General features: G+C 74.1%; 21 protein-coding genes and 1 pseudogene. 12 read left to right on the top strand and 10 right to left on the bottom strand.

What is annotated here, in order from left to right; genetic code table 11:
- Nucleotides 1-58: 58 nt before the first annotated feature.
- Nucleotides 59-3,004 (bottom strand): LuxR C-terminal-related transcriptional regulator, encoded by a 2,946-nt coding sequence (locus CD790_RS13575; protein WP_144383470.1) that lies wholly within the window; start codon nucleotides 3,002-3,004, stop codon nucleotides 59-61.
- A 117-nt stretch (nucleotides 3,005-3,121) separates the two neighbouring features.
- Nucleotides 3,122-3,730 (bottom strand): TetR-like C-terminal domain-containing protein, encoded by a 609-nt coding sequence (locus CD790_RS13570; RefSeq protein WP_144383469.1) that lies wholly within the window; start codon nucleotides 3,728-3,730, stop codon nucleotides 3,122-3,124.
- Nucleotides 3,731-3,992: 262 nt separating this feature from the next.
- Here CD790_RS13570 and crcB (CD790_RS13565) point away from each other — a divergent pair, with 262 nt between their 5' ends.
- Genes crcB (CD790_RS13565) through crcB (CD790_RS13555) form a run of 3 tightly spaced genes read left to right on the top strand, consistent with a single transcriptional unit; the run spans nucleotide 3,993 to nucleotide 5,156 of the window.
- Nucleotides 3,993-4,445 (top strand): fluoride efflux transporter CrcB, encoded by a 453-nt coding sequence (gene crcB, locus CD790_RS13565; protein ID WP_144383468.1) that lies wholly within the window; start codon nucleotides 3,993-3,995, stop codon nucleotides 4,443-4,445.
- Entirely contained in the window at nucleotides 4,429-4,785 is a 357-nt protein-coding gene (locus CD790_RS13560) for a DUF190 domain-containing protein (RefSeq protein ID WP_144383467.1), read from the top strand. The genes crcB (CD790_RS13565) and CD790_RS13560 overlap by 17 nt, the downstream gene beginning before the upstream one ends.
- On the top strand, nucleotides 4,782-5,156 hold the full coding sequence (gene crcB, locus CD790_RS13555) for a fluoride efflux transporter CrcB (RefSeq protein WP_144383466.1): 375 nt from the start codon (nucleotides 4,782-4,784) through the stop codon (nucleotides 5,154-5,156). Before CD790_RS13560 ends, crcB (CD790_RS13555) begins: the two co-directional genes overlap by 4 nt.
- 97 nt (nucleotides 5,157-5,253) lie before the next feature.
- On the opposite strand, the gene CD790_RS13550 is transcribed toward crcB (CD790_RS13555), so the two are convergent.
- From CD790_RS13550 to CD790_RS36605, 3 genes and pseudogenes are all read right to left on the bottom strand, one after another.
- Complete coding sequence (locus tag CD790_RS13550) at nucleotides 5,254-6,234, bottom strand: LysR family transcriptional regulator (RefSeq protein ID WP_144383465.1); 981 nt, start codon at nucleotides 6,232-6,234, stop codon at nucleotides 5,254-5,256.
- 107 nt (nucleotides 6,235-6,341) lie between these two features.
- Nucleotides 6,342-8,423: an FUSC family protein gene (locus CD790_RS13545; protein ID WP_144383464.1), complete on the bottom strand. Its 2,082-nt coding sequence runs from the start codon at nucleotides 8,421-8,423 to the stop codon at nucleotides 6,342-6,344.
- Between the two features lie 198 nt (nucleotides 8,424-8,621).
- A pseudogene (locus CD790_RS36605) lies at nucleotides 8,622-8,996 on the bottom strand (MerR family transcriptional regulator); the annotation flags it as partial.
- A 64-nt stretch (nucleotides 8,997-9,060) separates the two neighbouring features.
- Here CD790_RS36605 and CD790_RS13530 point away from each other — a divergent pair.
- Nucleotides 9,061-10,284 carry an MFS transporter gene (locus tag CD790_RS13530; protein WP_144383463.1) on the top strand — a complete coding sequence of 408 codons (1,224 nt, stop codon included), beginning with the start codon at nucleotides 9,061-9,063 and terminating at the stop codon, nucleotides 10,282-10,284.
- 77 nt (nucleotides 10,285-10,361) lie between these two features.
- Here the strand turns inward: CD790_RS13530 and CD790_RS13525 are convergent, their stop codons facing one another.
- The 5 genes from CD790_RS13525 to iolC all read right to left on the bottom strand — a co-directional run bounded on the left by CD790_RS13525 (nucleotide 10,362) and on the right by iolC (nucleotide 16,835).
- Complete coding sequence (locus tag CD790_RS13525; protein ID WP_144383462.1) at nucleotides 10,362-11,855, bottom strand: CoA-acylating methylmalonate-semialdehyde dehydrogenase; 1,494 nt, start codon at nucleotides 11,853-11,855, stop codon at nucleotides 10,362-10,364.
- A gap of 27 nt (nucleotides 11,856-11,882) precedes the next feature.
- Nucleotides 11,883-13,760: a 3D-(3,5/4)-trihydroxycyclohexane-1,2-dione acylhydrolase (decyclizing) gene (iolD, locus tag CD790_RS13520; RefSeq protein WP_144383461.1), complete on the bottom strand. Its 1,878-nt coding sequence runs from the start codon at nucleotides 13,758-13,760 to the stop codon at nucleotides 11,883-11,885.
- Complete coding sequence (iolB, locus tag CD790_RS13515; RefSeq protein WP_144383460.1) at nucleotides 13,757-14,728, bottom strand: 5-deoxy-glucuronate isomerase; 972 nt, start codon at nucleotides 14,726-14,728, stop codon at nucleotides 13,757-13,759. Before iolB ends, iolD begins: the two co-directional genes overlap by 4 nt.
- A gap of 157 nt (nucleotides 14,729-14,885) precedes the next feature.
- Nucleotides 14,886-15,773, bottom strand: coding sequence for a deoxyribose-phosphate aldolase (locus CD790_RS13510; RefSeq protein WP_144383768.1), 888 nt, complete (start codon nucleotides 15,771-15,773; stop codon nucleotides 14,886-14,888).
- A gap of 102 nt (nucleotides 15,774-15,875) precedes the next feature.
- On the bottom strand, nucleotides 15,876-16,835 hold the full coding sequence (iolC, locus tag CD790_RS13505) for a 5-dehydro-2-deoxygluconokinase (RefSeq protein ID WP_144383459.1): 960 nt from the start codon (nucleotides 16,833-16,835) through the stop codon (nucleotides 15,876-15,878).
- Between the two features lie 328 nt (nucleotides 16,836-17,163).
- On the opposite strand from iolC, the gene CD790_RS13500 reads away from it, so the two are divergent.
- The 8 genes from CD790_RS13500 (at nucleotide 17,164) to CD790_RS13465 (ending at nucleotide 24,422) form a co-directional block, all read left to right on the top strand.
- Nucleotides 17,164-18,177, top strand: a complete 1,014-nt coding sequence (locus CD790_RS13500) for a sugar ABC transporter substrate-binding protein (RefSeq protein WP_144383458.1) — start codon at nucleotides 17,164-17,166, stop codon at nucleotides 18,175-18,177.
- Nucleotides 18,178-18,184: 7 nt separating this feature from the next.
- Nucleotides 18,185-19,258 carry an ABC transporter permease gene (locus tag CD790_RS13495; RefSeq protein WP_144383457.1) on the top strand — a complete coding sequence of 358 codons (1,074 nt, stop codon included), beginning with the start codon at nucleotides 18,185-18,187 and terminating at the stop codon, nucleotides 19,256-19,258.
- A 5-nt stretch (nucleotides 19,259-19,263) separates the two neighbouring features.
- Nucleotides 19,264-20,136: an ATP-binding cassette domain-containing protein gene (locus CD790_RS13490; protein ID WP_144383456.1), complete on the top strand. Its 873-nt coding sequence runs from the start codon at nucleotides 19,264-19,266 to the stop codon at nucleotides 20,134-20,136.
- A 157-nt stretch (nucleotides 20,137-20,293) separates the two neighbouring features.
- Complete coding sequence (locus tag CD790_RS13485; RefSeq protein WP_144383455.1) at nucleotides 20,294-21,217, top strand: sugar phosphate isomerase/epimerase; 924 nt, start codon at nucleotides 20,294-20,296, stop codon at nucleotides 21,215-21,217.
- Between the two features lie 81 nt (nucleotides 21,218-21,298).
- The gene (locus tag CD790_RS13480) at nucleotides 21,299-22,318 is read left to right on the top strand and encodes a Gfo/Idh/MocA family protein (RefSeq protein WP_144383454.1); all 1,020 of its coding nucleotides are present in this window, start codon (nucleotides 21,299-21,301) and stop codon (nucleotides 22,316-22,318) included.
- Between the two features lie 34 nt (nucleotides 22,319-22,352).
- Entirely contained in the window at nucleotides 22,353-23,411 is a 1,059-nt protein-coding gene (locus CD790_RS13475) for a Gfo/Idh/MocA family oxidoreductase (protein WP_144383453.1), read from the top strand.
- Between the two features lie 296 nt (nucleotides 23,412-23,707).
- The gene (locus tag CD790_RS13470; RefSeq protein WP_144383452.1) at nucleotides 23,708-23,908 is read left to right on the top strand and encodes an AlpA family transcriptional regulator; all 201 of its coding nucleotides are present in this window, start codon (nucleotides 23,708-23,710) and stop codon (nucleotides 23,906-23,908) included.
- A 280-nt stretch (nucleotides 23,909-24,188) separates the two neighbouring features.
- Nucleotides 24,189-24,422 (top strand): heavy-metal-associated domain-containing protein, encoded by a 234-nt coding sequence (locus tag CD790_RS13465; protein WP_144383451.1) that lies wholly within the window; start codon nucleotides 24,189-24,191, stop codon nucleotides 24,420-24,422.
- The last annotated feature ends 25 nt before the right edge of the window (nucleotides 24,423-24,447 follow it).

Raw genomic sequence — 24,447 nt, 5'->3', positions numbered from 1 at the left:
GGCCGCGCGGGGTGGGACCCCGCGCGGCCGACGTGTGTCGTGCCCCCGGCCGACGGTCTCAGCCGGCGCTCCGCTGCACGATCCGGGTGACGTGCACCCGGGACGGGCACTCCAGCTTGGTCATCACCTGCCGCAGATGGTTGACGACCGTCCACTCCGACAGCTCCAGCGCCCGAGCGATCTGCCGGTTCGTCATCCCCTCCGCCACCAGCTCGGCGATCTGGTGCTGCCGCGGGGTGAGCCCGGCCAGCCGCGGGCCCTCGCCGCCCTCCCGCTCCGGCGCCGGGTCGGGGGCGGGCGGCGGCGTGGACAGGGCGATGGTCAGCGCGGACTGGAGGGAGGGGCAGTCGGCCGGCTCGGCGGCGTGACCCGCGGGCTCCCCCGGCTCCGCCGCCGCGGTGGCGGGCGGGGCCTTGGCGGCGCCGAACCCGGCCGGCGGCTCGGCGGGGCCGTTCCCGCCCACGGTCCCCCGGGGTGCGACCGTGGGCGGCGGCCCCGCGCGGTCCGGCGTACGCGGGGCCGGCACGCGACCGGCGGCGCGCGGCGCCTCCGGCACCACGCCCCGGACCGGGCCGCCGGTCCGGCCGACGCCGTCCGGGCCGGTTCCGTCGTCCGCCAGGCCGTCGCCGGGCAGCGCGTACCGCTCACGCAGCGCCCGGGCCAGGGCGGTCACCCGCTGGACATGCCGTCGCTCGACGCCGCCTCCGCTCGGCGCCGTGCGGACGGCGATCTCCAGCGCCAGCACCACCTCGGCGGGGCTGCCACCGTGCAACAGGAGCAGCTCCATCGCCTCCCGGACCGCGGCGCGGGCCGGGGCGCCGCGGCCGAGGGCCGACCGGACCCGCGCTAGGTCGATGAGGGCGAGCGCGGTGGCGTGCGGGTCCCGCAGGGAGCGCAGTTCGTCCAGGGCGCGCGACAACGGCTCCTCGGCGTCCGCCGCGCCCCGGTCGGCCCGCGCGAGGGCCAGTACCCGCCGGGCGGCGGCCGCGCCGCGCACGTCCCGGCGGGTCTCCGCCGCCGCGACGGCGGACAGCGCCCGCGCCTGGGCGGTCTCCGTGTCCCCGAGCCGCCGGGCCAGTTCGGCGGCGAGGACGCCCGTCTGGGCGACGCCGACCGGGTCGCCGGCCCGCTCGTACAGCGCGGCGGCCCGGCTGAGCCGGGCCGCCGCCCGCGGGCGGTCGTCCGCCGCCAACGCCCAGCCGGCGGACACCCTGAGCGCGTCGGCGAGCACGCCGCCGTCCCGCGCGGCCCCCTCCGCCTCCATGGCCGCGACGGAGCGCTCCAGCAGCTCGGCCGCCATCGGCAGGGCGTCGTGGACCGCGAGCGCGTCTTCGAGGCTGAGGAGGGTGCGCAGGGCGGTGGCATGCCGGCCGGCGGCCTGGAGCCGGGTGACGGCGACGCGCAGATCGGAGAGCCGGGTGGGCACCGCGGCCAGCCAGCGGGCCCGCTCCTCGGCGTCGCGCAGCCCCTGTTCGGCGGCGACGGCGAGCTTCGCGTAGTGGTCGGCGTGACGACGGTACGCCTCGGCCGCCTCCTGCGGGCTCCGCGCGAGCTGTCTGCGGTAGTAGCTGCGGACGGCGGTGAGCATCCGGAACTCCGGATCGCCGCCCTCCCGCTTGGCGCTCACCAGCAGGCTTCTGCGGACGAGGGAGTCGAGTCGCCGCGCGGCCTGCATCCGGCTGAGGCCGCCCAGGCGCTGCACGGTCAGCAGGTCGACGGCGACCTCACAGACCGCCAGCCGCCGCAGCAGGGACCTCTCCTCGCCGCTCAGCGCCCGGTCACCCCAGGAGAGCGCGCCGAGCACGGACTGGTGCCGGGTCGGGACGTCGAGCAGCCGGCCGTGGTACGGGTACTCGCCGCGCCGCAGCGCCGCGAGCAGCGCGCCGGTGCCGACCGTGCCCACGGCCCGCGCGGTCACCTCGATGGCCAGCGGCAGCCCGTCCAGCTCGGCGCAGATCTCGGCGATGTTCCGCAGCTCCGTCGGCTGGAGGACGTCGCGGCGGTAGTGCGCGCCGACCCGGTCCACGAACAGCCGCACCGCCACCGAGTCCAGCGGCGCGCCACCGCGCGGCCCCACGGGCAGCGGCGCCACCGGGAAGAGGTGTTCCGCGGAGACGTCCAGAGAGGAGCGGCTGGTGAGCAGGATGCGCAGCCGCGGGCAGCGTCGCAGCAGGGCGGCGATGTCGCCGGGCAGCCGCGACGCCACCAGGTCGCCGTTGTCCAGCACGAGCAGCACCTCGCGGTCGCCGAGGTGGGCCCCGATCAGCTCCGGCAGCGCGTCGGCCGGGGCGTCCGCGACGGGCCGACCCGGCGCGCCCAGGGCGGCGGCCACCGCGCGCCAGGCGGTGCCGCGGCTGCCGGTCGAGGCCAGGTCCACGACGACGGCGGCGCCCGGGGCCGGCCCGGGGTCGGCGGCCCGGCGCGGGGCCGGGACCCGCTCGAGCAGCGGAGGATGCCCGAGGAACCCGAGGAAGGGGTACGGCCCGGGGAAGGGGAGCGGGAGCGAGGCCGCGGTCGCGTCCCGCGCGGCCTCGGCGCGGCGCGCCGCCGCGTCCCCGTCCACGGACCCGTCCACGGACCCGGCGCCGGCCCCGCCGCCGTACGAGGTCGTGTCCCCGGGGGCGGCCGGGCGCGGGCCGGGCGTCGTGCCGCCGGGGACCGCCGGGCTCGCGGACGAGGTCGCGCCCTCGCACGCGGTCGTGCGCCCGTACGAGGCCGTGTCCCCGAACGAGGTGGTGTTCCCGAACGGCGGCGCGTCCCCGTAGGCCGCTCCGCCGCCCAGCGCGAAGCGGGCCAGTGCGCTCTTGCCGACCCCCGCCGGCCCGGTGACCGTCAGCAGTCGGATGCCCGGATCGCTCAGCATCCGGGCGAGTTCGGCGAGTTCGGCGTCCCTTCCATGGAGCCGGTCCCCGCGCGGGACGCGCAGCCGCACGTCTCTCGGGACCGGACCCCCCGTTCTCCGTGTGTCCTCCTCGCGGACACCACGGTCCATGAGCTGGCTCACGAAATCCCTCCCGTCACCATCCGCGACCCCCCTCGCGGAACAGGGTGTTTCATAGATCGTGAAGCCAAGGATTTGTGCGGCACATCGTGCCCCACTGGTGGGCCGCTGAAGAACCGATCAAGATCGTCGGGCGTGCGCCGCCAGGAAGCCGTCGACCAGGTCGGGGACGTAGCGCTCGGCGAATCCATGGCCCGAGATGAGCCGACGGAAGGTCAGCGGACCCAGCAGCAGGTCGATCGCCACGTCCGTGTCGAGACCGCCCGACAGCCCGCCGGCGGCCTTGGCGTCGTCGACGATCGCGCGCAGCCCGTCGGTCCCCTTCCGACTGCACGACGCCAGCACCTCCGCGTACCGCGGGTCCAGCGGCGCCTGGTCGATGATGACCCGGAGCGCCCGCTCCGACTTGGGGTTGAGCAGCACCGCCAGGAACGCCTGGAGCTCGCGGATCAGGTCCTCGCGCAGGTCGTCGGTGCGCACCGGCCGTTCGACCTCGAACAGCTCGGCCAGCAGCTCCTGGATGAGCATCGCGGACTCCGGCCAGTGCCGGTACAGCGTCGTCCGGCCCACCCCGCTGCGGGAGGCGACGGAGACATGCGTGACGCCGGACCAGCCGTGCTCGATCAGCAGGTCACTGGCGGCCGCCAGAGCCGCCGCACGACTGCGCTCCGCCCGCGGGTCCAGCGCGCGCCCCGTCGCGCGCGTCTCCTTCGTGCCGCCCTTCACCATGCTCCACACTCCCCACGTGAACCGATACTGTGGGGCAGATTGCGCCACAGTTGCCTCACACAATACGACCTCGTCCGGCGGCGCGCGGGGCTCGGCGCTAGCCTGACAGCAGCCGGTACGCGCCGTGACGGGACACCGCGACGGGCCGGGGCACCGCACGACGGGACAGGGCGCGGCGCCGCGGCGGCACCGTACCGGGGCGCACCGGGGCGGCCCCGGCACGACATGGACGAGGAACGGCGCGGGCGAGGCAGAGCACGGCATGGCAACGGCACAGTCCCCCATCGTGGCCGCGGTGGCGGTCGGCGGCGGCATCGGCGCGGCGGCGCGTTACGCGGCCGGACTGACCTGGTCGACCCCGCGGGACGGCTTCCCCTGGACCACGTTCGCGATCAACACCCTCGGCTGCGCCGCGATCGGCGTGCTGCTGGTCCTGATCACCGAGGCCCGCCCCGCCCATCCGCTGGTCCGCCCCTTCCTCGGCACCGGCGTCCTCGGCGGGTTCACCACCTTCTCCAGCTACGCCGTGGAGATCCGGGGTCTCCTCGAGCACGGCCGCGCCCTGACCGCGGCGGCCTACCTCCTGGCCACGCTGGCGGCGGCGCTCACCGCGGTCTGGCTGGCGGCGACGGCGACCCGACGGCTGACGGTGGACCGGTGGCGTTACCGGCACCCCGCGGTGGAGGAGGTGCCGGAGCATGAAGTCGTGCGGTAGGGCGCTGCGGCTGACGGTCTACCTCGGCGAGCGCGACACCTGGCACCACCGGCCGCGCTACGCCGAGATCGTGCGCCGCGCCCACCGGGCCGGGCTCGCCGGGGCCAGCGTCTTCCGCGGCGTCGAGGGCTTCGGCGCCTCGTCCGTGGTCCACACCGGCCGGCTGCTGTCGCTCAGCGAGGACCTCCCGGTGGCGGTCGTGGTCGTGGACGCCGCGGAACGCGTGCGGGCCTTCCTGCCGCAGCTGGACGAGCTCGTGGACGAGGGACTCGTCACCCTGGACGAGGTCGAGGTGCTGGAGCCCGGCGACGAGGCCGAGACCCCGGAGCCCGGCCGGTGAACTGGATTCTGGTGATCGCCGGCGGCATGGTCGGCGCCCCGCTGCGCTATCTGGCCGACCGCGCGGTCCAGCGCCGCCATGACTCGGTCTTCCCCTGGGGCACCCTCGTCGTCAACGTGGTGGGCTGTCTGGTCCTGGGCGCGCTGACCGGCGCGGTGGCCGCGGGCGCCGTCGGCTCCCGCACCCGGCTGCTGCTCGGCACCGGCCTGTGCGGCGCGCTGACCACCTACTCCACCTTCTCGTACGAGACGCTGCGGCTGACCGAGAGCGGCGCCCGGCTGCACGCCCTCGTCAACGTCGTGGCGAGCGTGGCGGCGGGCCTGGCCGCGGCCTTCGCCGGCGGCGCGCTGGCCCACGCGCTCTGGGGCTGACGCCCGGGTCCGACCGGCCAGGGGCCGGGGCCCGCCCGTGTGACCTCACGGCCCGGGTCCGCGCGGCGTGTCCGGCGCGGGCGGGCCCGCGGGCCGGCTAGGAACCCGCCTCCGACGTCTTCGGCCCCGGGGACTCCCCGGCCTCGGGCCTCTCGACGGCCGACTCCCCGGCGTCGGACTCCCCGGCGTCGGACTCCGCCAGATGCTCCATCAGCACCCTTCGCAGCTCCCGCGCGGCGCGCGGCGGGGCGACGTCCTTGCGGTGGGCGACGGCGATGGTGCGACGCATGCCCTCCTGCGCCGCGAACGGCGTGACCCGCAGCCCCGAGCGCGCGGCCACCATGCCGGGCACCACGGCCAGCCCCAGCCCCGCGCGGACGAAACCGAGGACGGCGTCCATCTCACCGCCCTCCACCGTGAAGTCCGGCACGAAGCCCGCGCCGTGGCACGCGGCGGTGGTGAACTCCCGCAGGTCGTAGCCGCGCCGGAACATCACCAGCGGTCGGTCCCGCAGGTCGGCCACCCGGATCCGGCGACCGGACACCGGCGCCGGGTCGGAGGGCGCGGAGACCACCACCAGGTCCTCGTGCAGCACCTCGGTGGTGGCCAGCGGCGGCGCGCCGGCCGCCAGCGGTGTGATGATCAGCGCCAGGTCCAGTTCGCCCGCCGCCAGGGTGCGCACCAGGTCCTGGGAGCCCCCCTCGTCGATGAGGAGCTCGATCCCCGGGTAGCGGGCGTGGAAGGCGCGCAGCACATCGGGGACGAGGCTGGCGCACAGGCTCGGCGGCGCCCCGAGCCGCACCCGTCCCCGGCGCAGTTGGGCGACCTCCTGCACCTCGCGGCGGGCGGTCTCGGTGTCGGCCAGGATCTGTCGGGCGAGCGGCAGCAGCGCCTCCCCCGCGTCCGTCAGCGCGATGTTGCCCCGCACCCGGTGGAACAGCTCGGCCCCCAGCTCCCGCTCCAGCACCCGGATCTGCTGGGACAGCGACGGCTGCGCGACATGCAGTCGCTCGGCGGCACGGGTGAAGTGCCTGGTGTCCGCGACGGCCGTGAAGTAGCGGAGCTGATGCAGTTGCACGCCCGCATCATAGTGACCGCCTATGGAACGCGCCGTTCCGCACGCCACGAGCCGCCCGGTCGGCGCGCGGGCCGTCGGTATGGGCGTAGCCGAAACCCGGGGGTGGACTACGCGGTGGGGCGGGCGGGTCCGGGGAGCGCCGAGGCCAGCTCGTCCAGGTCCTCCACCAGTTGGGCGGCGACCCGCACCGCGACGCCCTCGTGTTCGCCCACGCGCCGCTGCCAGCGCCCCAGGGCCGTGTGCACCGACCCCCAGTCCGGCCGACGCCCCTCGCGCACGGCGTCCACCGCGGCGGGCAGGGCCGCGTCGAGAGTGGCGGCGAAGTCGGCGGCCTCCTGGGCCTCGGCGGGGTGGCGGTGCGGGAGGTGGGCCTCCAGCAGCATCGTCGCCCGGCCCATCATGGCCAGCGCGGCCTGGGCCGCCTCCGCCGCTTCGGGGTCGGGCCCCCGGTGGCGCACCGGCTCCGAACGGGCCCGTTCCTCGGCCTCCTCCCAGGCGACGCGCGCCGCCCGCGCGTCCAGCAGCGACTCGCGCACCTCGCGGGGGCCGAGCCCGGGGGACCCGGCGTAGCGCTCGAAGACGGCGACCGTGTAGCGCCCGTTGGCGGCCAGCCAGTCGGCGAGCCGATCCTGGAGCCGCGGCGTCTCCCAGGCGGGGTAGAGGGCGTAGCCGGCCATCGCCAGCGCTCCGCCCAGCAGGGTCAGGGCCAGCCGGGCCTGGACGGTCTGCGACCAGCCCTCGCCGGCGATGCCGAGCAGGAAGATGACATAACCGCTGATGAAGACGGTCGCGACGGCGTACCCGGTGTGCAGCAGCAGGTACAGCAGCCCGACGCAGAGCACCGCCAGCGCGGCGCTGGCGTACGGTCCGGGGTGGGCGAGCGCCATCACGGCCCCGGCCAGCAGCACGCCGGCGAGGGTGCCGGCGAAGCGGGCGACGCCGCGGGAGTAGGTCTGCCCGAAGTCGGGGCGCATCACCATCACGGAGGTCATGGGCGCCCAGTAGCCGTGGCCCCAGGGCAGCGCGGTGGCCAGCAGATAGCCGGCGGCGGAGACCGCCGAGAGCCGCACCGCGTGCCGCAGCACCGGCGAGGCCCAGCGGGCCTCGCGGCGCAGCGCGCGCAGCGCCACCGGCACCATCCCGGGCACGGTGGGCCGCGGCAGGTGACGGCTGTCCCGCGCACCCTCGGCGGTCACCGCCTGCACGGGCCGCTCCGCCGCCGCCACCACGTCCGCGACCAGCGCCATCAACCGCAGGGCGGCCCGTCGGGCGGCGCCGCGGAGCACCGGGCCGCCGGGCGGCACCTCCAGCACGGCCATCGCCTCGGGCGGCAGCCGCACCGGCTCGCCGCGGCGGATGGCGTGGGCCACCGCGTCCAGCACCGAGCCGGTCGCGGCGAGCAGATCGCGGGCCCGGTCCCGCTCCGGCCCCTCGGGGGCCGCGCCGACCACCGGATCGGCCAGCGAGGCCAGCACCGGCCGGATCTGCTCGGCCGGCCCGCGGAAGCCGTGCAGTTCGGACGGGCGCCCGCGGGCCTGGCGCGGGGTCAGCGCGGCGGCGCTGCGCGCGGCCATCAGCGGCTGCGGGTCGAAGGGCGCCACCGGGTCCGCGCGCAGCCGGCGGGCGTAGTCGGCCACCCCGGCGAGGGCGTCCGCCAGCGCGTCGCGCTGCGCGCCCCACGGCCGCACCGGGAAGAGCACGATGAGCGCCGCCTGCACCACGCCGCCGAGGGCGATCAGCGCCGTGTGCTCCAGGGCTCCGGGCACCGAGGTCGGCAGCGTGACGGTCACCAGCATCACGGCCACCATCTGGGTGGCGACCAGCCCGGACACCGGGCCGACCGCCCAGGCCATCCCGGTCAGCAGGGTCCAGGCGACCAGCATGACCACGAAGGTGGCGGTGTGCGCGGCCGCGAGGTAGCCCAGGAAGGTGCTGACGGCGAGCCCCGCCCCGGCCCCCAGCGCCAGCGCCGGCCGCGGGCGCCAGCTGCGCTGGAAGGTCGCCAGTCCCGAGGAGAACGCCCCGAACGCGGAGGCGGCGGCCAGCGACGGCGAGCCCAGCCACAGGGTGAGCCCGACGATCAGGGCCACCCCGACGGCGCCGCGGGCCGCCACCAGCGGTTCGAGGCTCGCCCGTTCGACGGTCAGCCCGGATCGAGCCGTCTCCTTGAGCGCTCGTGACCAGGTCATACGGCAGAGCGTACGACCTTGATCGCGAGATCAGCCGGGGACGCCGACTGCGGGGAGCTCACCCGAGCGGTCGACCGGGCGAGCGGCCGAAGGGACCGCCGGGCGGGCGGGCGCCGCGGGGCCGTCGTCGGCCGCGGCGGGGCCGTCGTCGGACGCGGCGGGGCCGTCGTCGGACGCGACCGCGGCGGGGCGGTCCTGCGCCGTGGCCGCGGCGGCGCCTTCGCGCACCGTGTCGAGGTACTCGGAGATGGCGTCCCGGTTGCGCCTCAGGCACTCGATGTGGCGGGTCATCCGGTCGCGCTCGTGCTCCAGGGTGGCGAGCATCTCCGGGGTCGCGTCGGAGAAGTGGATGGCCCTGGGCTTGTCCAGGCAGGGCAGGATCTGCTTGATGATCCGGGTCGGCAGCCCGGCGTCGAGCAGCCCCCTGATCTGGAGCACCCGGTCTACCAGCCGCTCGTCGTAGGAGCGGTAGCCGTTGGCGCAGCGATCGGGGATGATCAGTCCCTGCTCCTCGTAGTAGCGCAGCAGCCGGCGGGGGGTGCCGGTGCGCTCCGACAGCTCTCCGATACGCATGTGCTCGCCCTCACAGCCCGTCAGGTTGACCTTCACATCAGTGTGATGGTTTGAGCATACGGGCATGCGAACTCACACCGCGTCAAGCGCAGTCGCCTCCGACCGATCCGCCCCCGAACCCGGCAGGCTCCCCATGGCGGCCCTGCTGGCGCTGGCCACGGCCGTCTTCATCACCAGCCTCACCGAGACCCTGCCCGCGGGGCTGCTGCCCGCGATGAGCGAGGACCTCGGGGTCGGCGAGGCCGCGACCGGGCAGACCATCACCGTCTACGCCGTCGGGACGGCGCTCACGGCGATCCCGCTGACCGCGGCCACCGCGGGTTGGCGGCGCAAGCGGCTGCTGCTGGCGGCCATGTCCGGGTTCGCCGTCGCCAACACGGTCACGGCGGTCTCGGTGAGCTACCCCCTCACCATGGCGGCCCGGTTCCTCGCCGGCGTGGCCGCGGGTCTGGCCTGGGCGCTGCTGGCCGGCTACGCGCGCCGGCTGGCCCCCGCCCACCTCCAGGGCAGGGCGATCGCCATCGCGATGGCCGGCATCCCGGTCGCCCTGTCGCTGGGCGTGCCCGCCGGCACCTTCCTGGGCAAGGCCGTCAGCTGGCAGGCCGCCTTCTGGCTGATGACCGCCCTCACCCTCGCCCTGCTCGGCTGGATCGCCGCGACCGTCCCGGACCACCTCGGCCGGCGGCCGGCGGCCCGCGCCCCGATGCTGCGGGCGCTGCGCGTGCCCGGGGTGACCCCGGTCCTCTTCGTCACCCTGGTCTTCGTCCTCGCCCACACCCTCCTCTACGCCTACGTCGCCACCTTCCTCGACCACGTCGGCATGGCCGGCTCCACCGACCTGGTGCTGCTGGTCTTCGGCGGCGCCTCGCTGGCCGGTGTCTGGATCACCGGGGCCCATATCCACCGCCGGCTGCGGGGCCTCACCCTCGGCAGCGCCCTCCTGGTCGCCGGCGCCGCCGCCCTGCTGGCGGTCCCGGCCGACAGCCCCGCGCTGGTCTGTCTCGCGGTCGCCCTCTGGGGCCTCGGCTGGGGCGGCGTCCCGACCCTGCTGCAGACCGCCGCGGGCGACGCGGCCGGCGACTCCGCGGACGCCGCGCAGGCCATGCTCGTCACCCTCTGGAACGCGGCCATGGCCGGCGGCGGCGTGGCCGGCGGCCTGCTCCTGGACCGCTTCGGCGCCGTCTCGTTCCCCTGGAGCCTGCTGGCCCTGCTGGTCCCGGTGCTGCTCGTGGTCGGCACCGCCCGGACCCACGGCTTCCCGGCCCGGCGGCCGACCACGGCCGGGTGAACCCCCGCGGTCAGGGGCCTCAAGCACGCGACCGGTGGGCGGAGCCGCGACGGCCCCGCCCACCGGTCGTCGGCGGATCAGTGGTTCTTGGGGAAGCCCAGGTTGATGCCGCCGTCGCTGGGGTCGGGCCAGCGGGTGGTGATGACCTTCCCACGGGTGTAGAAGTGCACGCCGTCGTTGCCGTAGATGTGGTGGTCGCCGAAGAGCGACTCCTTCCAGCCGCCGAAGGAGTGGTAGCCCACCGGCACCGGGATCGGCACGTTGACGCCGACCATGCCGGCCTCGACGTCCAGCTGGAAGCGGCGGGCCGCGCCACCGTCGCGGGTGAAGACGGCGGTGCCGTTGCCCCACCTCGAGCTGTTGATCAGCTCGATGGCCTCCTCGTAGGTCTCGGCGCGGACCACGCACAGCACCGGGCCGAAGATCTCGTCCTGGTAGGCGTCGGCGGTCACCGGCACCTTGTCCAGCAGCGAGACGCCGATGAAGAAGCCGTCCTCGTGGCCCTCCACCGTGTAGCCCGTGCCGTCCACGACGACCTCGGCGCCCTGCGCGGCCGCGCCGTGCACATACGAGGCGACCTTGTCCCGGTGCTCACGGGTGATCAGCGGGCCCATCTCGGAGGACGGGTCGGTGCCGGGGCCGATGCGCAGCCCCGCGGCCCGCTCGGCGATCTTCTTCACCAGCTCGTCGCCGGTGTCGCCGACGGCGACCACGACCGAGACCGCCATGCAGCGCTCGCCCGCCGAGCCGTACGCCGCGTTGATCGCGTTGTCCGCGGCGAAGTCCAGGTCGGCGTCGGGCAGGACCAGCATGTGGTTCTTGGCGCCGCCCAGCGCCTGCACCCGCTTGCCGTGCTCCACGGCCTTGGCCTGGATGTAGCGGGCGATCGGGGTGGAGCCGACGAAGCTGACCGCGGCGATGTCCGGGTGCTCCAGCAGGCGGTCCACCGCGACCTTGTCGCCCTGGACGATGTTGAGCACACCGGCCGGCAGGCCCGCCTCGGCGGCCAGCTCGGCCAGCCGGTAGGAGGCCGAGGGGTCCTTCTCGCTGGGCTTGAGCACGAAGGTGTTGCCGCAGGCGATGGCGACCGGGAACATCCACAGCGGCACCATGGCCGGGAAGTTGAACGGCGTGATGCCCGCGACGACGCCCAGCGGCTGGCGGATCGAGGAGACGTCCACCCCGGTGGAGACCTCGGTGGACAGCTCGCCCTTGAGCTTGTGGGCGATGCCGCAGGCCAGCTCGACGATCTCCAGGCCGCGCGCCACCTCGCCCAGCGCGTCGGAGTGCACCTTGCCGTGCTCGGCGGTGATCAGCGAGGCGATCTCGTCGCGGTGCGCGTCCAGCAGCTCGCGGTACCTGTAGAGGATCGCGGTGCGCTTGGCCAGGGACACCTGACCCCAGCTCCGGAACGCCTCCTTGGCGTCGGCGACGGCGGCGTCCACCTCGTCCACGGAGGCCAGCGCCACCCGGGTGGGCTGGGCACCGGTCGCCGGGTCGTAGACCGGACCGAAGTTGCCGGACGCGCCCTCGACGGGCTTGCCACCGATCCAGTGGTTGACGGTCTTCATCTCAGTGGGACCTTTCCTTCGAAGGAGTCAGAGATAGCGACGGCGGGCGGCTGCGTGGCGGTCGTACTCCTCGCGCGCCTTGACGGCGGCCGGGCGGGTCGCGGCCTCGGCGACCGGAACATCCCACCACGCCTGGGCGCCGGGCGCGCCCGGCACTGTGTCGGTCGTTTCGGTCTCCACATAGACACATGTGGGACGGTCGGAGGCCCGGGCGGTGGCCAGTGCCGCGCGCAGCCCGCCCACGGTGGCGGCGCGGATCACGTCCATGCCCAGGGAGGCGGCGTTGGCGGCCAGGTCGACCGGGAGCGGGTCCCCGGTGTAGGTGCCGTCGGCCGCCCGGTAGCGGTAGGCGGTGCCGAAGCGCTCGCCGCCGGTCTGCTCGGAGAGGCCGCCGATCGAGGCGTAGCCGTGGTTCTGGACCAGGACGACGTTGATGTTCACGCCCTCCTGGACCGCGGTGACCAGCTCGGTCGGCATCATCAGATAGGTGCCGTCGCCGACCAGCGCCCACACCGGCCGCTCCGGCGCGGCCAGCTTCACGCCGAGGGCGGCGGGGATCTCGTAGCCCATGCAGGAGTAGCCGTACTCCAGGTGGTACTGGCGCGGCGAGCGGGCCCGCCACAGCTTGTGCAGGTCGCCGGGGAGCGAGCCGGCGGCGTTGATCACCACGTCGCTGTCGTCGACGAGGGCGTCCAGCGCGCCCAGCACCTGGGTCTGCGAGGGCCGGGCGGAGTCGTCCGGGGCGGCGTAGGCGGCGTCCACCCGCCGCTCCCAGTCGGCCTTGCCGGCGCCGTACTCGGCCTCGTACTCCGCCGCCACCCGGTGTCCGGCCAGCGCGGCGGTCAGCGCTTCGAGGCCGGCGCGGGCGTCGGCGACCAGCGGGAGGGCGCTCAGCTTGTGCGCGTCGAAGGCGGCGATGTTGAGGTTGACGAACCGCACCCCGGGGTCGACGAAGAGGGTGTTGGAGGCGGTGGTGAAGTCGCTGTAGCGGGTACCGGCGCCGATGACCAGGTCGGCGGTGCGGGCCAGTTCGTCGGCGACCGCGGTGCCGGTGTGGCCGATGCCGCCGATGTCGGCGGGGTGGTCGTGGCGCAGCGAGCCCTTGCCGGCCTGGGTGGAGGCGACCGGGATGCCGGTGGCATCGACCAGCGCGCGCAGCGCCTCCTCGGCCTCGCTGTGGTGGATTCCGCCGCCCGCGACGATCAGCGGTCGGCGGGCGGCGCGGACGGCCGCCACGGCCCGCTCCAACTCGACCGCGTCCGGGGCCGGGCGGCGCACCCGCCAGACCCGGTCGGCGAAGAACTCCTCGGGCCAGTCGTACGCCTCGGCCTGCACGTCCTGCGGCAGCGCGAGGGTGACGGCGCCGGTGTCCACCGGGTCGGCGAGGGTGCGCATCGCCTGGAGCGCGGCGGGGATCAGCGCCTCGGGCCGGGTCACGCGGTCGAAGTAGCGGGAGACCGGGCGCAGGCAGTCGTTGACCGAGACGTCGCCCGCGGCGGGGACCTCGAGCTGCTGGAGCACCGGCTCGGCCGGGCGGGTGGCGAAGGTGTCGCCGGGGAGCAGCAGCACCGGCAGCCGGTTGATGGTGGCCAGTGCCGCCCCGGTGACCAGGTTGGTGGCGCCGGGGCCGATGGAGGTGGTGACGGCCTGGGCGGCGAGGCGGTTGTGCTGGCGGGCGTAGCCGACGGCGGCGTGCACCATGGACTGCTCGTTGCGGCCCTGGAGGTAGGGCATGGCGTCGGGGCCGGACTCCAGCAGCGCCTGGCCGAGGCCGGCCACGTTGCCGTGGCCGAAGATGCCCCAGCAGGCGTTGATCAGGCGGTGTCGTCGGCCGTCCCGCTCGGTGTACTGGTGGGACAGGAACTCGATCAGGGCCTGGGCGACCGTGAGCCGTCGGGTCGTCATCGGGCGTCTCCGGTGGATGCGGTGGGGGCGTCGTAGAGGGGCAGTCGGGGGTCGACGGGCTGGTCGGGCCAGCTGTCGCGGATCCAGGCGTGCTCGGGGTGGTCGCAGATCAGCCAGGAGCGCTCCGGGCCGGGGCCGGCCATGACGTTGAGGTAGTACATGTGGTGGCCGGGGGCGGCGATGGACGGGCCGTGCCAGCCGTCGGGGATGAGCACCGTGTCACCGCTGCGCACCTCGGCCAGGACGTCGGTGCCGCGGCCGCGCCCGGAGGGCGAGACGCGCTGGTAGCCCAGGCCCTCGGTGCCGTGCGCCTCGGCGATCTCGAAGTAGTAGATCTCCTCCAGCTCGCTCTCCTCGCCCGGCCGGCACTCGTCGTGCTTGTGCGGCGGGTAGGAGGACCAGTTGCCGCCGGGGGTGAGCACCTCGACCGCGATGAGCCGGTCGCACTCGAAACCGCTACTCGAGTCTCCGCCTCCGGCGGGGGCGGCCGCGGCGAAGTTGTTGACCTGTCGGGAGCAGCTCCCGGCGCCGCGCAGCTCCACGGGGACGCCCGAGGCGGGTCCGTACCGCGCCGGCAGCCGTCGCTCGCAGCGGGCGCCGGTGAGCGCGAACCGGCCGCCGGTGGCGGTGTCGATGCGCACCTCGGCGTCGCGCGGGGCGTAGGCGAAGTCGGTGACGCCGCTGAAGACGTCGGTGCGGCCGTGGAGCTCGAAGCGTTCCCCGGCGGCGCGGACGGTGCAGCCGCCGCGGAGCGGCAGCACGATCCACTCGCTGTCGCCGGTGGTGAAGGAGTGCCCGCCGCCCGGCGGCAGGTCCAGGACGCGCAGCGAGGAGTAGCGCCAGTCGGCCCGCGCGGGGTCGATGTCCACGGCGTACGGGCCCACGGCCGCCTTGCCGGCGGGAAGCCAGAACCCGGCACCGGAGGGGCCGGAGGGGCCGGAGAAGGAGTTCGGGGTGGTCGAGATCATGGGGTGAGTCTTCCCTGGTCGAAGCGGTCAACGGGCGGGACGCCTCAGCACTTCGCTCGAAGTCCGATACGCCATCCGCGGGTGCGTCGTGGCTGGTCGCGCAGTTCCCCGCGCCCCTTTGGGGCGCTGCCGAACCGCACCGGACTTCGCCGAACCCCTAGAGGAGGCCGACTGCCGTGTCCACGGCCGCCTCGACGCCGCCCTCCGCCGGGTAGAGCAGCGAGCGCCCGACGACCAGCCCCTGGACGGTGGGCAGCCGAAGCGCCTTGCGCCACCGCTCGTACGCCTCCTCCTGGGCCGCGGCGGAGCCGCTGACGTCGCCGCCGAGGAGCACCGCGGGCAGGGTGGAGGTCTCCATGACGGCGGCCATCTCGTCGGCGTTGTCGGTGACCGGCACCTTCAGCCAGGTGTACGCGGAGGTGCCGGCCAGCCCGGAGGCGATGGCGATGGAGCGGGTGACGGCCTCGGCGCTCAGGTCGTTGGCGACCCTGCCGTCGATCCGCCGGGAGATGAACGGTTCGACGAAGACGGGCAGTCGGTGCTCGGCCATCTCGTCGATGGCGCGGGCGGTGGACTCCAGGGTGCTGAGCGAGCCCGGGTCCTGGTAGTCGATGCGCAGCAGCAGCTTGCCGGCGTCGAAGTTCAGGCGGGCCAGGTCGCGGGGGCGGTGTCCGGTGAAGCGGTCGTCGAGCTCGAAGGAGGCGCCGGCCAGCCCGCCGCGGTTCATCGAGCCCATCACCACCTTGCCCTCCAGGGCGCCCAGCAGCAGCAGGTCTTCGAGGATGTCCGCGGTGGCCAGCACTCCGTCGACGCCGGGCCGGGACAGCGCCAGGCACAGTCGCTCCAGCAGGTCGATCCGGTTGGCCATGGCCAGGCGCTGGCCGCCGACGGCCAGCGCGCCACGCGCCGGATGGTCGGCTGCGACGATCATCAGCCGGCCGCTGGCCCCGACGAGGGGGCGCCGGGCACGGCGGGCGGCCGCCTCGGCGATGGCCTCGGGGTGCTGGGTCCGCACCTTCACGAGGTCGGAGATGCTGATGCTCACGGGGCTCAAGGGAGGCTCCTCGCCTTCGCGATGGGACAGGGGTACGGGAGGGGGCGGGCCGAGCGCGGCGCGCCCCGCCCGGGCGGCCGGGCCGCCGCGGCGTCAGCCACCCGCCAGGAGGGCCTCGACCTCGGCCTCGGTGGGCATCGCGGAGGAGCAGGCCAGGCGGGAGGCGACGATGGCCCCGGCGGCGTTGGCGTGGCGCATGGTCCGCTCCAGCTCCCAGCCGGCGAGCAGGCCGTGGCAGAGCGAGCCGCCGAACGCGTCGCCGGCGCCGAGCCCGTTGACGACCTCGACGGGGACCGGGGGGACCTCGGCGACGGTGCCGTCGCGGTGCACCGCGAGCACGCCCTTGGGGCCCTGTTTGACGACGGCGAGCTCCACCCCCGCGTCCAGCAGCGCCTGGGCGCATGCCTCGGGCTCCCGTACACCGGTGGCGATCTCGCACTCGTCGAGGTTGCCGACGGCGACGGTGGCGTGTCGCAGCGCCCGGGCGTAGAGGGCGCGGGCCTGCTCCGGTCCGGTGTCCTCGGCCCAGAACACGGGCCGCCAGTCGAGGTCGAAGACGGTGGCGACGCCGGCCTCGGTCCGGGCCTCCAGGGCGGTCAGGGTGGCGGTGCGGCTGGGCTCCTCGCAGAGCCCGGTGCCGGTCATCCAGAAGATGCGGGCGTCCCGGAGCGCGTCGAGGTCCAGCTCACCGGGGTGGATCTCCAGGTCGGGGGCCTTGGGCCGGCGGTAGAAGTAGAGCGGGAAGTCGTCGGGCGGGAAGATCTCGCAGAAGGTGACCGGGGTGGGGTACTCGGCGACCGGCGTCACCCAGCGGTCGTCCACGCCGAACTCGCGCAGCGCCTGGTGGACGTAGCTGCCGAACGGGTCCGCCCCGGTGCGGCTGACGACCGCGGCGCGGCGACCGAGGCGGGCGGCGGCCACCGCCACATTGGTGGCCGAGCCGCCCAGGAACTTCCCGAACGTCTCGACCTGCGGCAGCGGAACGCCGGTCTGGAGCGGATAGATGTCCACTCCGATCCGGCCCATCGTGATCAGGTCAAACGGCTCACTCATGCGTGCCCCTTCGCGGGATCCCGGCACTTCCAGACTCAGGTCTAGAGGGACTCGCCACCCACTGTCAAGAATTTGTCCTTACATTCTGACGTCTAGACCCCAGATGCATCTGGGCGCGTTATCGGGTCGTTACGTCCGGATGAAATGTTGTCATGACAAAGTCTTGACAGTACATGTCCCCAGGGAGTTGGCTCCCGTTCTGCAACGGCCGTGTTCACCGGGGTCAACGCCCCCCGGAGCACGCCGGATGTCCCCCGGATCACGCCCGGACGCCGCTCCGGAACTCCCGGACCTCGCTCCGGATCACGTTTGAGAGGTGCAAGGCCAGATGGACCTCAAGATCACCAGAAACCGCAGGGCGGCCGCCATCGCCGCGACGACCGCCGTGGGCCTGCTCCTCGCGGCGGGCTGCAGCAGTCAGGGCGGGAAGAAGGCCCAGGACGCCGCCGACGACATCTCCGCCGGCAAGGCGAACACCCCCCGGATGAAGATCGCGATGATCACGCACGCGGCACCGGGCGACACCTTCTGGGACGTCGTGCGCAAGGGCGCCAAGACCGCCGCGGCCAAGGACAACGTGGAGCTGGTGTACTCCAGCGACCCCAACGGCGCCAACCAGGCCAACCTCGTGCAGAACGCGGTGGACCAGAAGGTCGACGGCATCGTCGTCACGCTCGCCAAGCCCGACGCGATGAAGGGCGCGATCGCCAAGGCCCGCAAGGCCGGCATCCCGGTCGCCGGGCTCAACTCCGGCCTCGGCGAGTGGAAGGACCAGGGCCTGCTGGAGTTCTTCGGCCAGGACGAGTCCATCGCCGGCGAGGCGCTCGGCAAGCGGCTCAACTCCATGGGCGCCGAGCACACCCTCTGCGTGATCCACGAGCAGGGCAACGTCGGCCTGGAGGACCGCTGCGGCGGTGTGAAGGAGACCTTCGACGGCGACACCGACATCCTCTACGTCAACGGCACCGACATGCCCTCCGTGAAGTCGACCATCACCGCCAAGCTCAAGCAGGACGACGGCATCGACCACGTCGTCACGCTGGGCGCCCCCTTCGCGCTGACCGCGGTGCGGTCGGTCGACGACGCCAAGGCCGACGCCAAGGTCGCCACCTTCGACCTCAACAAGGAGCTGGTGGCCGCGGTCGAGGACGGGGACGTGGAGCTCGCCGTCGACCAGCAGCCCTACCTCCAGGGCTACCTGGCCGTCGACGCGCTGTGGCTCTACGAGAACAACGGCAACTTCAGCGGCGGCGGCGAGGAGCCGGTGCTGACCGGCCCGGCCTTCGTCGACAAGGACAACGTGAGCGAGATCGAGAAGTTCGCCACGAAGGGCACGAGGTGACCCCGCCATGACGCAGACTGCCGCACCGGCGGCCACCGCCACGCCGCCCGAGGCCCCGGCCGCCCGCCCCGAACGGCGCACCGCCGACCGCTCGCTGATACGCCGCCTGCTGGCCCGCCCCGAGATCGGCGCGCTGGTCGCCGCCGTCGGCGTCTACGCCTTCTTCTTCGTCGTGGCGCCCTCCTTCCGGCAGGCCGACTCCTTCGCCACCGTGCTCTACCAGGCCTCCACCATGGGCATCATGGCGCTGGCCGTGTCGCTGCTGATGATCGGCGGCGAGTTCGACCTGTCGGCCGGCGTGGGGGTCACCGCCTCCGCGCTGACCGCCAGCATGGTCAGCTTCCAGCTCACCGCGAACGTCTGGGTGGGGATCGCCGCCGCCCTGCTGGTCTCGCTCGCGGTCGGCGCGATCAACGGCATCCTGCTGGTCAGGACCGGGCTGCCGAGCTTCCTGGTCACCCTCGCCAGCTTCCTGATGCTCCAGGGCCTGAACCTGGCCATCACCAAGCTGCTCACCGGCAACGTCGCCACCGACACCATCAACGACATGGACGGCTTCGACTCGGCCAAGCAGATCTTCTCCTCGGAGATCTCCCTCGGCGGCGTCGATGTGAAGATCACCGTGCTGTGGTGGCTGCTCTTCGCGGCCCTGGCCACCTGGGTGCTGCTGCGCACCCGCTTCGGAAACTGGATCTTCGCCGTGGGCGGCTCCCAGGACTCCGCGCGGGCCGTCGGCGTCCCGGTGACCTTCACCAAGATCGCGCTCTTCATGATGGTGGGCTTCGCCGGCTGGTTCGTCGGCATGCACCTGCTCTTCGAGTACAACACCGTGCAGGCCGGCGAGGGCGTCGGCAACGAGTTCCTGTACATCATCGCCGCGGTGATCGGCGGCTGCCTGCTGACCGGCGGCTACGGCTCCGCGATCGGCGCGGTCATCGGCGCGTTCATCTTCGGCATGGTCAACCAGGGCATCGTCTACGCCAACTGGAACCCCGACTGGTTCAAGTTCTTCCTCGGCGTGATGCTGCTGGTCGCGACGCTCGTCAACCTGTGGGTGCGCCGCCAGGCCACCAGGAAGTGATCGCCATGACTGACACGACCTCCCCGACCGAGACCGAGCGGACCCCCGAGGCCGCCGCGCCCATCGTCCAGCTCAAGGGCGTCGGCAAGCGCTACGGCAACTTCCACGCGCTGCGCGGCATCGACCTGGCGGTCCGGCCGGGCCAGGTGACCTGCGTCCTCGGCGACAACGGCGCCGGCAAGTCCACCCTGATCAAGATCATCTCCGGGCTGCACCAGCACGACGAGGGAGAGTTCCTGGTCGACGGCGAACCGGTGAGGCTGGCCAACCCGCGCGACGCGCTCGGCCGCGGCATCGCCACCGTCTACCAGGACCTGGCCACCGTCCCGCTGATGCCGGTGTGGCGGAACTTCTTCCTCGGCTCGGAGCTGACCCGCGGCCCCTGGCCGGTGCGCCGGCTGGACATCGAGACGATGAAGCGGACCACCGACGCGGAGCTGTCCGCCATGGGCATCCACCTGGACGACCTCGACCAGCCGATCGGCACTCTCTCCGGCGGCCAGCGCCAGTCGGTCGCCATCGCCCGCGCGGTGCACTTCGGCGCCCGGGTGCTGATCCTGGACGAGCCCACCGCGGCGCTCGGCGTCAAGCAGTCCGGCGTCGTGCTCAAGTACATCGCCGCGGCGCGCGAGCGCGGCCTGGGCGTCATCTTCATCACCCACAACCCGCACCACGCCTACATGGTCGGCGACCACTTCTCGGTGCTGCGGCTGGGCGCCCTGGAGCTGAACGCCGCCCGGGACGAGGTCACCCTGGAGGAGCTCACCAACCACATGGCCGGCGGCGCCGAACTCGCCGCGCTCAAGCACGAGCTGGCCCAGGTGCGCGGGGTCGACGTCGACGAGCTCCCGGAGGCCGTCACCGCCCCGGCCTCCTGACGGGCGCCCCGCGCCCCCGCCCACCATCTGACCTGACGTCCGTATGTCCTGACCTGCCCTTGACGGCCGCCCACCCGGCCGGTGAAGCTGCCGCAGAGAGCGCCCGTCTTCTCCGGTCATCCCCGGTCACCGTCGACCGGTGAGAGGAGCCCCAGCCATGACAGCCCCCACCTCCGCCCCCACCCCCGCGCTGGACCGCATCCGGGTCGGCTCGGCCCCCGACTCCTGGGGGGTGTGGTTCCCCGACGACCCGCAGCAGGTCCCCTGGCAGCGCTTCCTGGACGAGGTCGCCGAGGCGGGCTACGCGTGGATCGAGCTGGGGCCGTACGGCTACCTGCCCACCGACCCGGCCCATCTCCGCCGCGAGCTGGCCCGCCGCCGGCTCCAGGTCTCGGCCGGCACGATCTTCACCTCGCTGCACCACGGCCCGGAGGTCTGGGACAAGACCTGGGCCCACGTCTCGGAGGTCGCCGAGCTCACCCAGGCCATGGACGCCAGGCACCTCGTCGTCATCCCCTCCTTCTGGCGGGACGACAAGACCGCCGAGATCCTGGAGAGCCCCGAGCTCACCGTGGAGCAGTGGAAGCACCTGGCGAGCGGCATGGAGCGGCTGGGCCGCGAGGTGCGCGAGCGCTTCGGGCTGGACATCGTGGTGCACCCGCACGCCGACACCCACATCGACACCGAGGAGCACGTCGAGCGCTTTCTCGACGCGACCGACTCCGACCTGGTCAACCTCTGCCTGGACACCGGCCACTACGCCTACTGCGGCGGCGACAGCGTCAAGCTGATCGAGACCTACGGCGAGCGCATCGGCTATCTGCACCTCAAGCAGGTCGACCCGGAGATCCTCGCCGGCGTCGTCGCCGACGGCACGCCGTTCGGGCCCGCGGTGCGGCAGGGCGTGATGTGCGAGCCGCCGAAGGGCGTGCCCGCGCTGGAGCCGGTGCTGGCCGCGGCGCAGAACCTCGGCGTGGACCTGTTCGCCATCGTCGAGCAGGACATGTACCCCTGCCCGCCCGACCAGCCCTTCCCGATCGCCCAGCGCACCCGCCGCTTCCTGCGCGGCTGCGGCGCCTGACCCGGCCGCCGCCCCGAGCGAACCCGTACAGCGCTACTTCCGCACCGACCGACCCCCGGCGCGGAGCAAGGAGAGACCCAGATGAGCCGACAGGGAATCCTCGGCGTCGCCGTCATCGGCACCGGCCGCATGGGCGCCGACCACGTGCGCCGCATCAACGACGTCATCAGCGGCGCCCGCGTCGCGGCCGTCGTGGACATCGACGCGGAACGGGTGAAGGCCCTCGCCGACTCCATCGAGGGCTGCACGGCCCACACCGACCCGGAGGCCGCGATGGCCGCCCCCGAGGTAGACGCCGTGCTGATCGCCAGCCCGGGGCCGGCCCACGAGGCCGCGCTGCTGGCCGCCTTCCGGCACGACCTGCCGGTGCTCTGCGAGAAGCCGCTCACCCCGGACGCCGCCTCCGCGCTGCGGGTGCTGGAGGCCGAGCAGCGGCTGGGCCACCGCCGGGTGCAGGTCGGCTTCATGCGTCGCTACGACGCCGACTACGCGCGGCTCAAGCGACTGCTGGACGCCGGGGCCTACGGCCGCACGCTGATGCTCCACAACAAGCACCGCAACGCCGACACCCCGCCCGGCTTCAGCGACGCGATGGTCGTCAACGACTCCCTGGTCCACGAGATCGACGTGACCCGCTGGCTGCTGGACACCGAGATCACCTCGGTGCGGATGGTGCGCCCGACCGCCACCGCGCACGCCCCAAAGGGGCTGAACGACCCGCAGTTCGCGCTCTTCGAGACCGCCGCCGGGCAGCTCGTCGACACCGAACTCTTCCTCAACTGCGGCTTCGGCTACCAGGTGAGCTGCGAGGCGGTCTGCGAGCGCGGCACCGCCCGGATCGGCGACGATCACGGGGTGTTCGTGAACAGCGCCGGCCGCTGGGGCGGCGAGATCGCCCCCGGCTTCGTGGAGCGCTTCGAGGACGCCTACGACCGGCAGGTGCAGACCTGGGTCAACGCCACCCGGCGTGGCGAGGTCGAGGGCCCCGGCTGCTGGGACGGCTACGCCGCGGCCGCCGTCTGCGAGGCCGGGGTGCGCGCCCAGGCCACCGGCGAGCGGGTGGCCGTCGAGCTGATCGAGCGCCCCGCCCTCTACCGCTGAGCCCCTCCACCCCCTCCACGCAGACAGGAACCCCATGCGTATCGGATTTCTCGGTGCGGGGCGCATCGGCTCCTTCCACGCCGCCGCCCTCGCCGCCACCGACGGCGTCGACCACCTGGTGATCGGCGATGTGGACCCCGGACGGGCCGCCGCCCTCGCCGCCGCCCTGAACGGCCGCTTCGGCGACCGGGTCACGGCCGCGGAGTCGGTGGACGCGGTCTTCGACGCCGGCATCGACGCGGTGGCGATCGCCACCGCCACCGCCTCGCACGCCGACCTGATCACCCGCGCGGCACGCGCCGGGCTGCCCGCCTACTGCGAGAAGCCCATCTCGCTGGATCTGGCGGGCACGGTGCGGGCGCTGCGCGAGGTGGCGACGGCCGGGACGCTGCTCCAGATGGGCTTCCAGCGCCGCTTCGACGCCGGCTACCGGGCGGCGAAGGAGGCGTACGCCTCCGGGAAGCTGGGGCGGGTGCACACCATCCGGGCCGTCACCTCGGACGCGGCGCCGCCGCCCGCGGAGTTCCTGCCGCACTCCGGCGGGCTGATCCGGGACTGCCTGGTGCACGACTTCGACGCGGTGCGCTGGCTCACCGGCCGTGAGGTGGTGGAGGTCTTCGCCACCGGCGCCAACGGGGGCGCCGCCTTCTTCCGCGAGGCGGGTGATGTGGACACCGCGGCCGCGTTGCTCACCCTGGACGACGACACCCTGGTCACGGCCACCGCCACCCGCTACAACGGCGCCGGCTACGACGTGCGGATGGAGCTTTCCGGCGAGCGCGACAGCCATGTGGTCGGGCTGGACGCCCGGACGCCGTTCACCTCCGCCGAGCCGGGCGGGCCGGGCGCCCCGGCCCGGCCCTGGACCGGCTTCCTGGAGCGGTTCGAGGACGCCTACCGGGCCGAGCTGGCCGCGTTCGTCGCGGCGGCGCGCGGGGACGCCCCCAACCCGTGCTCCGGCGAGCAGGCGCTGAACGCGCTGCTGGTCGCGGAGGCGTGCGAGCTCTCCCGGCTGGAGCACCGCCCGGTGCGGCTGAGCGAGATGGCCGAGCGCATGGCCGCGCTGACCGAGGCGGCCGCGCCCACGCCCTGATCGCTGACGCGCGGACGAGGCCGCCGGCCGGGCCACCCGGCCGGCGCGGGACACCGGCCGGACGGGGGCGGCCGGTGTCCCCGGCAACCCGCCACGCCGTCGCGGAGCGTCACCCTTCCGTCACAGACGTCACACTTCCGTGCGCCTTGAGCCACAGCCCTTCCACACCCGCCTCGCACCGGCCGGGCCGCGAGGCGGAGCGGGCACGCTGAGTGACGACCAACGGTCGCGCCGCGGCGACCCCCGACGACTCTCCCCCGAGCCGTCCGCCGCGGCCCTGAAGGAAGGCGCGAGACATGACCGACCGCAGACTCTGGTCGTACCAGGAGATCGCCGCGCACATCGGCGTGCGGCCCGACACCGTGCGCTCGTACCGCAAGCACGGACTGCTGCCGTCGCCGGACCTGGTGGAGGCCGGGAAGCCGTACTGGTTCGCCGACACCATCCGCGCCTGGGTCACCCGCCGCCCGGGCAACCGCCCCCGCCGCGATCCCTGACCACGCCGGAGCCGCTCTCCCCCGAACGGGTCCCGCACCTCACCACGAGGTGCGGGACCCGTTTCGCGTCGCGGGGCGCGCGACGGCGCGGGCGGCGGCGTGGGTCCGGCCGCGCCCCGCGGAACCGGCGCCGGATCGCACGAACATATGTCGAAGACATGACTCGGAAGAAGGGGTGCGCGATACCCCCTAGGGGTATACAGTTGTGGATGTGGGAAGCCACCGGCACCTCGCCGACCTCCCCGCGAACAGCCGTATACACACCCCTACAGGAGCAACCATGACCTCCGAGGCCAACACCGCCGTGACCACCGTCTTCAAGGTGACGGGAATGACCTGCGGGCACTGCGAGGGCGCTGTCTCCGAGGAGATCTCCGCGATCGCCGGCGTCAGCTCGGTCAAGGCCGTCGCCGCCACCGGCGAGGTCACCGTGGTCTCGGCCGCCGCGCTGGACGAGGAGGCCGTCCGCGCCGCCGTGGACGAGGCCGGCTACGAGCTCGTCGGCCGGGTCTGAGCGACCCCGCAGCCACACCCCGCCG

The sequence above is a fragment of the Streptomyces sp. SAJ15 genome, assembly GCF_007595705.1.
Lineage (GTDB): Bacteria > Actinomycetota > Actinomycetes > Streptomycetales > Streptomycetaceae > Streptomyces.
This window is presented reverse-complemented; position numbering and strand designations above follow the sequence as displayed.